Annotated in this window: 14 protein-coding genes; 5 read left to right on the top strand and 9 right to left on the bottom strand. The window is 60.4% G+C overall.

What is annotated here, in order from left to right:
• The first annotated feature begins 214 nt into the window (after positions 1-214).
• Genes NVB75_RS20410 through NVB75_RS20400 form a run of 3 tightly spaced genes read left to right on the top strand, consistent with a single transcriptional unit; the run spans position 215 to position 2,721 of the window.
• Complete coding sequence (locus tag NVB75_RS20410) at positions 215-1,222, top strand: methionine ABC transporter ATP-binding protein (RefSeq protein WP_076013316.1); 1,008 nt, start codon at positions 215-217, stop codon at positions 1,220-1,222.
• Positions 1,222-1,896 carry a methionine ABC transporter permease gene (locus NVB75_RS20405; RefSeq protein WP_063033708.1) on the top strand — a complete coding sequence of 225 codons (675 nt, stop codon included), beginning with the start codon at positions 1,222-1,224 and terminating at the stop codon, positions 1,894-1,896. Before NVB75_RS20410 ends, NVB75_RS20405 begins: the two co-directional genes overlap by 1 nt.
• Positions 1,897-1,947: 51 nt before the next feature.
• Complete coding sequence (locus NVB75_RS20400) at positions 1,948-2,721, top strand: MetQ/NlpA family ABC transporter substrate-binding protein (RefSeq protein WP_258343011.1); 774 nt, start codon at positions 1,948-1,950, stop codon at positions 2,719-2,721.
• Between the two features lie 275 nt (positions 2,722-2,996).
• Here the strand turns inward: NVB75_RS20400 and NVB75_RS20395 are convergent, their stop codons facing one another.
• From NVB75_RS20395 to NVB75_RS20375, 5 genes are read right to left on the bottom strand one after another with little or no spacing between them, the layout of a single operon-like run.
• Positions 2,997-3,632 (bottom strand): SCO family protein, encoded by a 636-nt coding sequence (locus NVB75_RS20395; protein WP_258343010.1) that lies wholly within the window; start codon positions 3,630-3,632, stop codon positions 2,997-2,999.
• A complete protein-coding gene (gene cyoE / locus NVB75_RS20390) occupies positions 3,629-4,528 on the bottom strand; it encodes a heme o synthase (RefSeq protein ID WP_258343009.1) in 900 nt (299 codons plus the stop codon). Before cyoE ends, NVB75_RS20395 begins: the two co-directional genes overlap by 4 nt.
• On the bottom strand, positions 4,516-5,595 hold the full coding sequence (locus NVB75_RS20385) for a heme A synthase (protein ID WP_258343008.1): 1,080 nt from the start codon (positions 5,593-5,595) through the stop codon (positions 4,516-4,518). Before NVB75_RS20385 ends, cyoE begins: the two co-directional genes overlap by 13 nt.
• Before the next feature lie 10 nt (positions 5,596-5,605).
• On the bottom strand, positions 5,606-6,205 hold the full coding sequence (locus NVB75_RS20380) for a hypothetical protein (protein WP_258343007.1): 600 nt from the start codon (positions 6,203-6,205) through the stop codon (positions 5,606-5,608).
• A complete protein-coding gene (locus tag NVB75_RS20375) occupies positions 6,171-6,911 on the bottom strand; it encodes an SURF1 family protein (protein WP_258343006.1) in 741 nt (246 codons plus the stop codon). Before NVB75_RS20375 ends, NVB75_RS20380 begins: the two co-directional genes overlap by 35 nt.
• Positions 6,912-6,995: 84 nt before the next feature.
• Between NVB75_RS20375 and NVB75_RS20370 the strand changes: the two genes are divergently transcribed.
• Positions 6,996-7,199 carry a twin transmembrane helix small protein gene (locus NVB75_RS20370; protein WP_010168612.1) on the top strand — a complete coding sequence of 68 codons (204 nt, stop codon included), beginning with the start codon at positions 6,996-6,998 and terminating at the stop codon, positions 7,197-7,199.
• Positions 7,200-7,205: 6 nt separating this feature from the next.
• Here NVB75_RS20370 and NVB75_RS20365 read toward each other — a convergent pair whose 3' ends face one another.
• The 4 genes from NVB75_RS20365 to coxB form a co-directional block, all read right to left on the bottom strand.
• Positions 7,206-8,093: a cytochrome c oxidase subunit 3 gene (locus NVB75_RS20365; RefSeq protein ID WP_258343004.1), complete on the bottom strand. Its 888-nt coding sequence runs from the start codon at positions 8,091-8,093 to the stop codon at positions 7,206-7,208.
• Positions 8,094-8,128: 35 nt separating this feature from the next.
• Positions 8,129-8,680: a cytochrome c oxidase assembly protein gene (locus NVB75_RS20360; protein ID WP_076013311.1), complete on the bottom strand. Its 552-nt coding sequence runs from the start codon at positions 8,678-8,680 to the stop codon at positions 8,129-8,131.
• A gap of 141 nt (positions 8,681-8,821) precedes the next feature.
• The gene (ctaD, locus tag NVB75_RS20355; RefSeq protein WP_258343002.1) at positions 8,822-10,411 is read right to left on the bottom strand and encodes a cytochrome c oxidase subunit I; all 1,590 of its coding nucleotides are present in this window, start codon (positions 10,409-10,411) and stop codon (positions 8,822-8,824) included.
• 58 nt (positions 10,412-10,469) lie between these two features.
• Positions 10,470-11,597: a cytochrome c oxidase subunit II gene (coxB, locus tag NVB75_RS20350; RefSeq protein ID WP_258343000.1), complete on the bottom strand. Its 1,128-nt coding sequence runs from the start codon at positions 11,595-11,597 to the stop codon at positions 10,470-10,472.
• A 367-nt stretch (positions 11,598-11,964) separates the two neighbouring features.
• Here coxB and NVB75_RS20345 point away from each other — a divergent pair, with 367 nt between their 5' ends.
• The gene (locus tag NVB75_RS20345) at positions 11,965-12,612 is read left to right on the top strand and encodes a hypothetical protein (RefSeq protein WP_258342999.1); all 648 of its coding nucleotides are present in this window, start codon (positions 11,965-11,967) and stop codon (positions 12,610-12,612) included.
• Positions 12,613-12,725: the final 113 nt, after the last annotated feature.

Raw genomic sequence — 12,725 nt, 5'->3', positions numbered from 1 at the left:
CAAAACCCCAGGCACGGCACCTGGGAATTTCGAGTTGCTTATGTAGTGACTGACACGGTTTTGTACCGTTCCTTTTTTATGACCTTTGATCGCGTTATTGCCAAATCGCTGGTCGGATGAGAAATAAATGCTAAGAAACGCTATACGGACAGGCTAAAATGCGCGCCCGGCTAACCGCTGATCCCTTTTTAATGCGCCCCACAAGGTTCGCTACGTGATCGAGTTTCATAACGTCCATAAAACCTACCGGGTCGCCGGTAAGGATATCCCCGCACTGCATTCCACCAACCTGCGCGTCGAAAATGGCCAGGTGTTTGGTCTGATCGGCCATTCCGGTGCGGGAAAAAGTACTTTGCTGCGCCTGATCAATCGCCTGGAAGAACCCAGCGGCGGCCAGATCAAGGTCGATGACGAAGAAGTCACCGCCCTCGACGCCAACGGCCTGCGCCGTTTCCGGCAACAGGTCGGAATGATCTTCCAGCACTTCAACCTGCTGGCCTCCAAGACCGTCGCCGACAACGTGGCGCTGCCGCTGACGCTTGCGGGCGAACTTTCCCGCAAGGAAATCGACGTGCGCGTGGCCGAACTGCTGGCCCGGGTTGGCCTGTCCGACCACGCCAAGAAGTACCCGGCGCAGCTGTCCGGCGGCCAGAAGCAGCGCGTCGGCATCGCCCGCGCCCTGGCCACCAAGCCAAAGATTCTGCTGTGCGACGAAGCCACCAGCGCCCTCGACCCGCAGACCACCGCCTCGGTGCTGCAACTGCTGGCCGAGATCAACCGTGAGCTGAAGCTGACCATCGTGCTGATCACCCATGAAATGGACGTGATCCGTCGAGTCTGCGACCACGTGGCCGTGATGGACGCCGGCGTGATCGTCGAGCAAGGCACCGTCGCCGATGTGTTCCTGCACCCCAAGCACCCGACCACCAAGCGTTTCGTGCAAGAGTCCGAGCAGGTTGACGAAGGCGAGCAGCGTGATGACTTCGCTCACGTGCCGGGCCGCATTGTGCGCCTGACGTTCCAGGGCGAAGCGACCTACGCACCGCTGCTGGGTACCGTCGCCCGTGAAACGGGTGTGGACTACAGCATCCTTGCCGGTCGTATCGACCGCATTAAAGACATTCCCTACGGGCAACTGACCCTCGCCGTCACCGGTGGCGACATGGAGGCCGCCTTTGCAGCCTTCACCGCCGCAGACGTCCACATGGAGGTGCTGCGCTAATGGAAATCTTCTTGAGCTTTTTCTCGAACATCGACTGGTCCGAAATCCTGCTGGCCACCGGCGACACCATGACCATGCTGTTCGGCTCGCTGCTGTTCACCGTGTTGCTGGGCCTGCCGCTGGGGGTGCTGCTGTTCCTGTGCAGCCCGCGCCAGCTGTTCGAACAAAAAGGCCTGTACGCGATGCTGTCGCTGATCGTGAACATCCTGCGTTCGCTGCCGTTCATTATTCTGCTGATCGTGATGATCCCGTTCACGGTGCTGATCACCGGCACCTCGCTGGGGGTTGCCGGTGCGATTCCGCCGCTGGTGGTGGGCGCCACGCCGTTCTTTGCGCGCCTGGTGGAAACCGCGTTGCGCGAAGTGGACCGCGGGATTATCGAAGCGACCCAGGCCATGGGCGCCACTACCCGGCAGATCATCACCAACGCCTTGCTGCCCGAAGCCCGCCCCGGCATCTTCGCGGCGATTACGGTGACGGCGATTACACTGGTTTCCTACACGGCCATGGCCGGTGTGGTGGGTGCCGGTGGCTTGGGTGACCTGGCGATCCGCTTCGGTTATCAACGCTTCCAGACCGATGTGATGGTGGTCACCGTGGTGCTGCTGTTGATCCTGGTGCAAATTCTGCAAACCGTCGGCGACAAGCTGGTGGTGCACTTTTCTCGAAAATAACGGCTATTGCCGGCGCGTAGCCGGCCAATGCCCGAACAAGGAGCTTGTTGGATGAAAAAACTACTGGTTGCTTTCGCCGCCGTTGCCGCGTTCTCCGCCCACGCCGCCGAAACTCTGACCGTGGCCGCGTCCCCGGTACCCCACGCTGAAATCCTCGAATTCGTAAAGCCGGCCCTGGCTAAAGAAGGCGTGGATTTGCAGGTCAAAGTCTTCACCGACTACGTCCAGCCAAACGTACAGGTTGCCGAAAAACGCCTGGACGCCAACTTCTTCCAGCACCAGCCGTACCTGGATGAATTCAACAAAGCCAAGGGCACTCACCTGGTGAGCGTCGGCGCTGTGCACCTGGAACCTCTGGGCGCCTACTCCAGCAAGTACAAAAAGCTGGAAGACCTGCCAAGCGGCGCCAACGTAGTCATCCCGAACGACGCCACCAATGGCGGCCGTGCGCTGTTGCTGCTGGCCAAGCACAACCTGATCACCCTGAAGGATCCGACCAATATCCTGTCGACCATCAAGGACATCACTGAAAATCCGAAAAGCCTGAAATTCCGCGAACTGGAAGCCGCCACCCTGCCGCGCGTGCTGACCCAGGTTGACCTGGCGCTGATCAACACCAACTACGCCCTGGAAGCCAAGCTGGACCCCTCCAAGGACGCACTGGTGATCGAAGGCAACGACTCGCCTTACGTGAACATCCTGGTGACCCGCGAAGACAACAAGGATTCGGACGCGGTGAAGAAGCTGGTTGCAGCCCTGCACACACCGGAAGTGAAAGCGTTCATTGCCGAGAAGTACAAAGGCGCGATCCTGCCGGCGTTCTGATCCAAGGCCAAAACCCCGATCGATCGTTCCCACGCTCTGCGTGGGAACGCATCCTGTGACGCTCCGCGTCACGACCTCAAAAGCGGACGCAGAGCGTCCAGTGCGGCATTCCCACGCAGAGCGTGGGAACGATCTAATGATCTAAACCAATGTGGGAGCGGGCTTGCTCGCGAAGGCGGTGGTTCAGTCGATACATCTGTTGACTGACACACCGCCTTCGCGAGCAAGCCCGCTCCCACATTTGATTTGTGTCGCTCAGGAAATGGTCGGCAGGCTTATTTACGCTGCAACAACCCCGGGAACTGCGCCACCAATTTCTGGTTGTTCAACGGCGCCCGGATAAACCCGCGCTGGGTGCCGTCCGGCCCGATCAGCGCGAGGTTGCCGCTGTGGTCGACGGTGTAGTTGGGCTTGCTGGTGTCCGCCGGAATAAACGGAATGCTCACCGCGTTCGAGACTTTCTGCACATCCTCCACATTCGCACCGGTCAGGCCTTCAAACTGCGGATCGAAGTAGCCCAGGTATTGCTTGAGCTGCGCCGGCGTATCGCGGTTCGGGTCAACGCTGACCAGGATCACCTGCAACTTATCCACAACGTCTTTAGGCAGTTCACTCTTGATCTGGCGCAGTTGGGCGAGGGTGGTCGGGCAGATGTCCGGGCAGAAGGTGTAGCCGAAGAACAGCACGCTCCACTTGCCTTTCAGCTCGTTGACCAGCACCGGCTGGCCGTCCTGGTTGGTCATGGTCACCGGCGGCAACTGGCGGCTTTGCGGCAGCAGGATGATGCCGGCATCGATCAAGGCGGTCGGGTCGCCCTGGCCTTTGCCGCTCAGTACTTTGTTGACGGTCAGGCCCATGATCAACGCGACAATGGCCACCAGAATGAAGACAGTTTTTTGAGTTCGAGTCATAGGTTCAACAATAGGTAATGGTCTACGAGCAGGGCGATAAACAGCGCGAACAAGTACCAGATAGAGTACTTGAAGGTGTTGATCGCCGCGTGCGGCCGACTGCCACGGTACAGCACCCAGGCCCATTGCAGAAAGCGCCCGCCCAGAACCAGTGCGCACACCAGATACAGCATGCCGCTCATATGGATGACATACGGCATCAGGCTGACCGCCAGCAGTGCGAAGGTGTAGAGCAGGATATGCACCTTGGTGTAGTGCTCGCCGTGGGTCACCGGCAGCATCGGGATGTCGGCCTTGGCGTATTCCTCCTTGCGGTGAATCGCCAGGGCCCAGAAGTGCGGCGGGGTCCAGGCGAAGATGATCAGCACCAGCAGCAACGGCTCGGCGCTGACGTGGCCAGTGACGGCAACCCAACCCAGCAACGGCGGCGCGGCGCCAGCCAGCCCACCGATGACGATGTTCTGCGGCGTCGCACGCTTGAGAAAACCGGTGTAGATCACGGCGTAGCCCAACAGCGAAGCCAGGGTCAGCCAGGCGGCCAGTGGATTGGTAAACGCCAGCAACAACGCCAGCCCGGCCACCGCCAGCACCATCGCGAAAACAAGCGCCGCCACAGGCGATACGCGCCCTTCCGCCAGTGGACGTTTATGGGTGCGCGCCATCAGCGCATCGATGCGCCGATCCACCACATGGTTCACCGCCGCCGCGCCACCGGCACACAGGGCGATACCCAGGTTGCCGAAAATCAACACCGGCCACGGCACCCCGGCGCGGGTGGCGAGGAACATGCCCACCAGCGAGGTGATGAGCATCAGCACCACCACTTTAGGCTTGGTCAGCTCCAGGTAGTCACGCCAGATCGCCTGGCTATGACGCTCGCCGATCAAGGTCGCCATGGCATCTCTCCTTTTAGGGTTATGAGGCCCGACACGTGTTTACGCGGGCTGAAGCGCCAGCCGAACGGCAACTGGTGCCGCACCCGGACCAGACTGGTGCGGGCGTGGTAATTGACCAGCACCAGCGTCAGCAGCAACGCCGCGCCGCCGGCGTTATGAGCGACCGCAACCGGCAGCGGCAGGTGAAAGTACACGTTGCTCAAACCCAGGCAGATTTGCGCTGCCAGGGCGATCAGCAACAGGCCGGCCAAGCGGGTCATGCCAACCACCTTGAGTTGCCAGGCGAGGCCCAGCAGTACGACGGTGACCAGCAGCGCGCCAATTCGGTGGGTGAGGTGAATCGCCGTGCGCGCATCACTGTCCAGTTGCCCGCCGAGGTAATTGGGGCCGATATGCTGGGTCAGGTGAAAGCCATTGGCGAAATCCGCCGCCGGCCACCATTGGCCGTGGCAGGTCGGCAGGTCAATACAGGCCACGGCCGCGTAGTTGGAGCTGACCCATCCACCCAGGGCAATCTGGCCGATCACCAGCACCAGGCCAGCCGTCGCCCAATACTGCAAACGCCTGGGCACAATCAGCGCCGGCAATACACCGGACAGCCGCAGTGTCAGCAAAAACAGCAGGCTCAACGTCGCAAACCCGCCTAATAAATGCCCGGTGACCACCTGCGGCCAGAGCTTCAGCGTCACCGTCCACATGCCAAACGCCGCCTGGGCAAACACCACCACCAGCAGGAACAACGGCAATTTCAACGGCTGCCCCGGATGATGCCGGTGGGTCCAGGCGCGCGCCGCCAGCAGCACAATCAGCAGCCCGAGGGTGCCGGCGAAATAACGGTGGGTCATCTCGTTCCAGCCCTTGTCCGCCTCGACCGGCGTGTCCGGGTAATGCAGTTCAGCATGGGCCAGCTGGGCTTCGCTTTTTGGCACGCTGATAAAGCCATAACAACCCGGCCAATCCGGGCAACCGAGGCCCGCGTGGGTCAGCCGGGTATAAGCACCCAGCAGCACCACGATCAGGGCCAGCAGGGTGGCAAACAGCGCGAGGCGAAATCCAGGTTTGGCCATGACGGTGTCCTTATCCGATGTTCGACAGTTTCAGCAGCAGGCGCAGGTCGTTGAGCAGGTCCTTGCCCTTGACCCGGGCGTCGTAGCGCAGCACCAGGTTGCCGTGGGGGTCGACGATCCACAGCTGGGCATCGCCGCTGCCTTGGGCGGCGGCGTCTTTGTTGAAGGTCGACAGGTCCAGGGGATAACGTTGCAGTTGCGGGTATTCGGCCTTGAGCTTGGCGTCATACGCAGTGTTCACCGGCTGCGCGCTGGCCAGGGCGTGGCTGGCACGAGAGGCATCGCGACCCAGACCGATTTGCAGCTGGCGAGCCAGGTAAACCAGTTGCTGGCAGTCGGCGGCGCAGGCAGCGGGCGCGGTCACCAGCAGCTGCCAGCGGTCTTCGTCGGCCTGCACGCCAATGTCGGCACGGGTCTGACCATTGCCGATCATCTCACCGTGGTAGCTGCGGCTGTCCGGTACCCAGAACTGCAACTTGTACATGAAGGTGGCGAGCACCATCGGGCCGATCACCATCAGCAAAATCAGGATCAGTTGCCAGCGCCCCTTGCGCCGGTTGGGCGCTGCTGGCGCGTCAGACATGTTGGGTGGATTCATGGCCGCTCCCATGGCGCTTCTCCTTTGTGTTGTGCCATCCGAGGTAGAGGTAAAGACCGAACAGCGCCAGCGCCATGGCGAACCATTGCACGGCGTAGCCCAAGTGTTTTTCCGGGCCCATGGCGACCACGGGCCAGTTGGTTTCGAAAGTGCCAGGGCCCGCTTCAGCCCGCACTTCATAGGCGAATCCGCTGCGGCCCAACTCGGTCCACAGCGCTTCGGGATGCAGGGCGGTCAACAATCGTGGCCACTGTGCGCCCGCCGGATCGGCGTGCAACTGGAAGGTTTCGCCGGGAGCCACATAGACCCACGCGTCGAGGTTCAGTAGTTGTTCGGGGGTGGTGAAAACCGGTGGCGTGCGCCGGTCCGGCCAAGGCAGCCAGCCTCGATTGAGCAGCAGCCACTGGCCGCTGGCCTGATCGTGGAAGGGTTGCAGCACTTCCACACCGACCTTGCCGTCACGAAAGCGGTTATCCAGTAGCACGCTGTGCTCGGCATCGAATTGCCCGCGCAAATGCACGCGGCGGAAGGCCGGATCTTCGATGGCCTGTAATTGCGTACTGCTCATGGGCTCGGCAGCGCGGCGCTCGGCGTAGGTTTCCAGCAGCGCCTGTTTTTCCTGGCCGCGGGACAGCTGCCAGAAACCGAGAAACACCAGCAACGGCAGCAGCACAAACACCACCAGCGTCGGCGCAATACCGGGGCGAAAGGGTTTCATGGCATTGCCGCAGAGGTCGGTGCTGCGCTGGCTATACTGAATCTCATTGCTCGCCCCCTCCAAAAAAGAGCCCCGGAGCCCACCATGCTCAAAGCAGCCATTGCCCTGATGCTGATTGCTACCGTTGTGAGCCTGTTCAGTGGCTTGTTCTTCCTGGTCAAGGACGAGGGCAACTCCAATCGCCTCGTCACTGCCTTGACCGTGCGTGTGGTGCTGGCCGTGATCACCTTAGGGCTGATCACCTGGGGTTTCTTCAGCGGCCAGCTGGTGTCTCATGCGCCTTGGTGAACGGCCTCAAAGCACGTAAACGAAGAAAAACAGCCCGATCCACACCACGTCCACAAAGTGCCAATACCAACTGGCCGCCTCGAAACCGAACTGGTGCTCGTTGTTGAAATGCCCTTTCAGGATGCGCATCAGCATCACAAACAAAATGATGGTGCCGATGGTCACGTGGGCGCCGTGAAAACCCGTGAGCATGAAGAAGGTCGCGCCGTACACGCCGGAACCGAGGGTCAGGCCCAACTCTTTATAAGCGTGGATGTATTCCTCGGCCTGGAACCCGAGGAACGCCCAACCCAGCAACACGGTGATCGCCAGCCAGATCTTCAGCGCGCCGCGATGGCCTTTGCGCAAGGCGTGGTGGGCGATGGTGATGGTCACGCTGGAACTGACCAGCAAGATCGTGTTGATCAGCGGCAAGCCCCAGGGGCTGATGGTGCCCTTGGGCGCAGGGAACAGTTTCGGGTCAGGATTGTTCAGCAGCGGCCAGGCGAATTCGAAGTTCGGCCACAGCATGTGGGCAACGCCTTTTGAGCCTTCGCCCGCCAGCCAGGGCGCCGACATATGCCGCACATAAAACAGTGCGCCAAAGAACGCGATGAAGAACATCACCTCGGAAAAGATGAACCAGGTCATGCCCCAGCGAAAGGAGCGGTCCATCTGTGAACTGTACAAACCGGCGCGGCTTTCCTTGATCACCGCGCCGAACCAGCCAAACATCATGTAGGCCAGCAGCAGGCCGCCGACGAAAAAGATCAGCGGGCCGTGAGATTCCGGGCGTGCGGCCTTCAAATCGTTAAACCAGGTAGCCAGCCCGACCACCGTAATCAGCATGCCCAGCGTGGCAATTATTGGCCATTTGCTTTGCGCTGGTACGTAGTACGTATCATGAGTCGACATGTATTCGTTCTCCTAATCGAGCCCGCAAGCAACGCCTAGCCGCCGGTATGGACAGCCACGGGCGGTTGGCGCGCGGTGATATCGAACAGCGTGTACGCCAGGGTCAAATGCTTCACATCCTTCGGCATGTCGCGGTCGACAATGAAGCGCACCGGCATTTCTATGCGCTGACCTGGCTGTAGCACTTGCTGGGTGAAGCAAAAACACTCGGTCTTGTGGAAGTACATCGCCGCCTCGGCGGGCGAAATGCTTGGCACCGCCTGGGCGGTCATCGGCTTGTCGGTGGGGTTGTAGGCCACAAACAGCATCTCGGTGACCGCGCCAGGATTGACCACCACCTCGTCGGCCTTGGAGTGGAACTCCCAGACCATGTCGATGGCATTGGTGGACAGGAACTGCACCCGCACCTGGCGCGTCGGGTCCACCACCTGCTCGCCTTCGTACTGCCCGGCAGTCTTGCCATTGATGCCGAACGCCCTGCACATCACGTCGTAGATCGGCACCAGGGCAAAGCCGAAGGCGAACATCGCCACCACCAGGATCAACAGCCGCGTGACCAGGCGCTTGATAGGCACGGACTCAAGCATGGCGGCCACCTACGAATGAATGTTCTGTGAGTGGCTTTTCTGTGGGAGCTGGCTTGCCTGCGATGCTGGCAACTCGGTCTTTCAGGTACACCGAAGTGATGCCATCGCAGGCAAGCCAGCGCCCACAGGATAGGGAGGTGTTCATTTGACCTCCGGCGGCGTGGTGAAGGTGTGGTACGGCGCAGGCGAAGGGATGCTCCACTCCAGCCCTTCGGCACCATCCCACGGCTTGGCGGGCGCAGGCTTACCGCCACGAATGCACTTGATGACGATGAACAGGAAGAAAATCTGCGTCGCGCCAAAGGTGAAGGCACCAATGGAGGACACCATGTTGAAATCGGCGAACTGCAGGTTGTAGTCCGGCACCCGACGCGGCATGCCGGCAAGTCCTACGAAGTGCATCGGGAAGAACGCCATGTTCATCCCCACGAACGACAGCCAGAAGTGCAGCTTGCCCAAGGTTTCATCGTACATGTGGCCGGTCCATTTCGGCAGCCAGTAGTAGGCCGAGGCGAAGATCCCGAAGATCGCGCCGGGTACCAGTACGTAATGGAAGTGCGCGACCACGAAGTAGGTGTCGTGGTACTGGAAGTCCGCCGGGGCGATGGCCAGCATCAGCCCGGAGAAACCGCCAATGGTGAACAAAATCACGAAAGCCACGGCGAACAGCATCGGCGTCTCGAAAGTCAGCGAGCCTTGCCACATGGTGCTGACCCAGTTGAACACCTTCACGCCCGTGGGTACCGCGATCAGCAGCGTGGCGTACATGAAGAACAGCTCGCCCACCAGCGGGATGCCCACCACAAACATGTGGTGGGCCCACACGATGAACGACAGGAACGCGATGCTCGCCGTGGCGTACACCATCGAGGTGTAGCCGAACAGCGGCTTGCGCGAGAAGGTCGGGATGATCGAGCTGACGGCACCGAAGGCCGGCAGGATCATGATGTACACCTCGGGGTGGCCGAAGAACCAGAACACATGCTGGAACAGCACCGGATCACCGCCACCGGCGGCGCTGAAGAAGCTGGTGCCGAAGTGGATGTCCATCAGCATCATGGTCACGCAACCTGCCAACACCGGCATCACCGCGATCAGCAGGAACGCGGTGATCAGCCAGGTCCAGACGAACAGCGGCATTTTCATCAAGGTCATGCCGGGGGCACGCAGGTTGAGGATGGTGGCGACCACGTTGATCGCGCCCATGATCGAACTGATACCCATCAGGTGGATGGCGAAGATGAAGAAGGTCACGCTTTCCGGCGCGTAGGTGGTGGAGAGCGGGGCGTAGAAGGTCCAGCCGAAGTTCGGCCCGCCACCGGGCATGAACAGCGTGGACACCAGCATCAGGAACGCCGCCGGCAACAGCCAGAAACTGAAGTTGTTCATGCGCGGCAGGGCCATGTCGGGCGCGCCGATCATCAACGGGATCATCCAGTTGGCCAGGCCGACAAACGCCGGCATCACCGCACCGAACACCATCACCAGGCCGTGCATGGTGGTCATCTGGTTGAAGAACGCCGGCTCCACGATCTGCAAGCCCGGCTGGAACAGCTCGGCGCGGATCACCATGGCGAACGAGCCGCCAAGCAGGAACATGGCAAAGCTGAACCACAGGTACATGGTCCCGATGTCTTTGTGGTTGGTGGTCAGCACCCAACGCATCAGGCCCTTGGCGGGGCCGTGAGCGTGCTCACCGGCATGACCGTGGTCGTCGATCACAGCGCTCATGGCCTTTCTCCTGCGAACGAGTGGGCGGGACGGTTCAGGGAATACGCAATGAAGGAGGTCATTTGCTTTCCGCCTGTTTCAGAGCCAGCACGTCTTTAGGAGTGACCATGTCGCCTTTGTTGTTGCCCCAGGCATTACGTTCGTAGGTCACGACCGCCGCGATATCGACTTCCGACAGTTGCTTGCCGAACGCCGCCATGGCGGTGCCGGGTTTGCCGAAGTACACGCGGTGCAGGTGGTCTTCCTTGGGCCCGACGGCAATCGGCGAGCCTTTGAGCGCCGGGAACATCGGCGGCAGGCCTTGGCCTTCAGCCTGGTGACAGGCCACGCAAGTGGTGTGGTAAACCTTGTCGCCACGGGCCACCAGCTCATCCAGGGTCCATTCCTTGGAGGTCAATTCCTTGAGTTTGGCGGCTTCTGCCTTACGCTCGCCGAGCCAGGTGTCGTAGTCCGCCTTGGACTTGACCTCCACCACGATCGGCATGAAACCATGGTCTTTGCCGCACAGCTCGGCGCACTGGCCGCGGTAGATGCCGGGCTTCTCGACCCGGGTCCACGCCTCGTTGACGAAGCCCGGAATCGCATCACGCTTGACCGCAAACGCGGGCACCCACCAGGAGTGGATCACGTCGGCGGCAGTCACCAGGAAACGCACCTTGGCACCCACCGGCAGCACCAGCGGCTGGTCGACTTCCAACAGGTAATGTTCGCCTTTGACGGCCTGGTTATGAATCTGCTCGGCGGGCGTAGCCAGGTTGCTGAAGAACTCGACGTCCTGGCCCAGGTATTTGTAATGCCACTTCCACTGGTAGCCGGTGACCTGGATATCGATATCCGATTCCGTACTGTCGTAGATGTTGATCAGCGTCTTGGTGGCCGGAATGGCCATCGCCACCAGGATCAGCAAGGGCACCACGGTCCAGAGAATCTCCACCGTCGTACTCTCGTGAAATTTGGCCGCCACTTGGCCCGTTGAGCGCCGGTGAATAATCATCGACCAGAACATCGCGCCAAACACGACGATGCCAATCGCCACACAGATCCAGAAAATGGTCATGTGCAGGTCAAACACGGCGTGACTGACTTCAGTGGCCCCTGGCGCCATATTCGTTGTCCAGGCGGCTTGCGCCTGGCCGAATACTGACCACAACAGTAGGCCCATCCAAACATGTGGATGTCGCGTCATTGCGGGTTCCCCTTATCGTTCTTGTTATCCCGCCGGTTTGCACCTGCGGCCAAGGGAGCGGCTTCCATACTGCTTACAACCGCCAAGCCTTGCCTGCTCATGCAGTCGGGCGTCATCAGCTAATTGCGTACAAAACGAGTATAGACAGCGACCGCCACCCCGCAATGTGATCGGGCAAATGAACGAAAATGGGTGAAGCGACCACACAACAGGACCGGTGGCGCGAGTTATCCGACGAACGCTGGCAATTTGATATAACGACAGCGCATAACCATGAAATAATTATGACAAATACGTCTTAGGTGCTCGTACAAACGAGCTACCTTATGCTCTCCCTATTTCCTACGCCTGCATCACTGGAGCTTTCATGAACACCGCCGCATTGCGCGAGCAGATTTCCCGTGCCCATCAACACGAATCCAGCACTGGCCAGCTTGCTCAGCAGCTGGAAGTCCAGTTACCGCACCTGCACCCGGCGATTGCCCTGCCTGACGTCGACGCCAAGGGCGTGATGACGCGTTTTGTCAGCGCCTACATCGACCAGGTCCCGGATCTGCTGGACGCAGCCAATGATGTCGCCCGCGAAGCCGGTATTGAGAGCCAGATCAAACCGGTGCTGAAAATCGCCGAGCATTTCTTCCTGCAACCGCCAGCGATCCTGGCCGGGCATGAAGGTTTGGACGGTTTGCTGGACGAGGCCTACCTGGCTCATCGCCTGGTGGAAGAGGTCAACGATCTGTATATCAAGCACTTCGGCCAGCCGTTGATTCCGCTGGATACCACGGTGGCGAACGTGATTGCTCACCAATTGATCGGCGAGACCTTTGCCAATCAGCTGGATGAAGCGGTGCACCACGCCGTGGATGAGATGCTTAACGAAGAGAGCTTTGCGCTGGAGTCGGTCGAGACGTACCGCGACAAGCTCAAGAGCCCGGACACGGAAGCGGCATGGAAGCGCTGGCCGTGCCTGTCGCGGCAGTTGGGTGTGGGCCTTGAGCTGGACCAGCCAGCTTAGATTTGCCGGCTTGCAAAGATCCAATGTGGGAGCGGGCTTGCTCGCGAAGGCGGTGTATCAGAAACACATTCAGTGACTGACACTCCGCCTTCGCGAGCAAGCCCGCTCCCACA

This window comes from Pseudomonas sp. CBS, assembly GCF_024734645.1.
Taxonomy (GTDB): Bacteria; Pseudomonadota; Gammaproteobacteria; order Pseudomonadales; family Pseudomonadaceae; genus Aquipseudomonas.
This window is presented reverse-complemented; position numbering and strand designations above follow the sequence as displayed.

Bases quoted from the DNA above. Each gene is read 5' to 3' on its own strand.
- NVB75_RS20405 (WP_063033708.1), top strand. From the start codon at position 1,222: ATGGAAATCTTCTTGAGCTTTTTCTCGAACATCGACTGGTCCGAAATC.
- NVB75_RS20400 (WP_258343011.1), top strand. From the start codon at position 1,948: ATGAAAAAACTACTGGTTGCTTTCGCCGCCGTTGCCGCGTTCTCCGCC.
- NVB75_RS20395 (WP_258343010.1), bottom strand. From the start codon at position 3,632: ATGACTCGAACTCAAAAAACTGTCTTCATTCTGGTGGCCATTGTCGCG.
- cyoE (WP_258343009.1), bottom strand. From the start codon at position 4,528: ATGGCGACCTTGATCGGCGAGCGTCATAGCCAGGCGATCTGGCGTGAC.
- NVB75_RS20385 (WP_258343008.1), bottom strand. From the start codon at position 5,595: ATGGCCAAACCTGGATTTCGCCTCGCGCTGTTTGCCACCCTGCTGGCC.
- NVB75_RS20380 (WP_258343007.1), bottom strand. From the start codon at position 6,205: ATGGGAGCGGCCATGAATCCACCCAACATGTCTGACGCGCCAGCAGCG.
- NVB75_RS20375 (WP_258343006.1), bottom strand. From the start codon at position 6,911: ATGAAACCCTTTCGCCCCGGTATTGCGCCGACGCTGGTGGTGTTTGTG.
- NVB75_RS20370 (WP_010168612.1), top strand. From the start codon at position 6,996: ATGCTCAAAGCAGCCATTGCCCTGATGCTGATTGCTACCGTTGTGAGC.
- NVB75_RS20365 (WP_258343004.1), bottom strand. From the start codon at position 8,093: ATGTCGACTCATGATACGTACTACGTACCAGCGCAAAGCAAATGGCCA.
- NVB75_RS20360 (WP_076013311.1), bottom strand. From the start codon at position 8,680: ATGCTTGAGTCCGTGCCTATCAAGCGCCTGGTCACGCGGCTGTTGATC.
- ctaD (WP_258343002.1), bottom strand. From the start codon at position 10,411: ATGAGCGCTGTGATCGACGACCACGGTCATGCCGGTGAGCACGCTCAC.
- coxB (WP_258343000.1), bottom strand. From the start codon at position 11,597: ATGACGCGACATCCACATGTTTGGATGGGCCTACTGTTGTGGTCAGTA.
- NVB75_RS20345 (WP_258342999.1), top strand. From the start codon at position 11,965: ATGAACACCGCCGCATTGCGCGAGCAGATTTCCCGTGCCCATCAACAC.